Raw genomic sequence first — 559 nt, 5'->3', positions numbered from 1 at the left:
TCAAACCCGACGACCACAAGGCGTGGAACAACCGGGGCATTGCGCTCGGTAACTTAGGGCGCTATGAGGAGGCGATCGCCAGCTATGATCGCGCCGTCGACATTAAACCGGACTATCACGAAGCCTGGAACAACCGGGGCAATGCTCTCTTCAACTTAGGGCGCTATGAGGAGGCGATTACCAGCTATAATCGCGCCGTCGACATTAAACCGGACAAACACGAAGCCTGGAACAACCGGGGCAATGCGCTCGGTAACTTAGGGCGCTATGAGGAGGCGATCGCCAGCTATGATCGCGCCGTCGAAATCAAGCCTGATTTTGAACTCGCTCAAAAGAATCGTCAGATTGCCCTCAAAAAGCTGAAGTCGCCTTTAAGACAACTAAAGTCCTGGTTTCGGGGTTGGTTGAGCAGCAAGCAGGTCAGCTAAACCACGTCCAAGTTGAAAACTTGAGCGATACTTGATCGGGAAAACCTCACCTAACCTCTCCTTGGCAAGGCTACTAAGTACACACAAGTCATGTTGTAGTAGGATGCTGCCAGAAAACATGGGGTCATCGA

Annotated in this window: 1 pseudogene; it reads left to right on the top strand. The window is 52.1% G+C overall.

Annotated elements, in window-relative coordinates:
* Nucleotides 1-362 (top strand): annotated as a pseudogene (locus tag JUK32_RS18815) (tetratricopeptide repeat protein); the annotation flags it as partial.
* Nucleotides 363-559: the final 197 nt, after the last annotated feature.

It is taken from the genome of Halomicronema sp. CCY15110 (genome assembly GCF_016888165.1).
Classification (GTDB): domain Bacteria; phylum Cyanobacteriota; class Cyanobacteriia; order Phormidesmidales; family Phormidesmidaceae; genus Halomicronema.
This window is presented reverse-complemented; position numbering and strand designations above follow the sequence as displayed.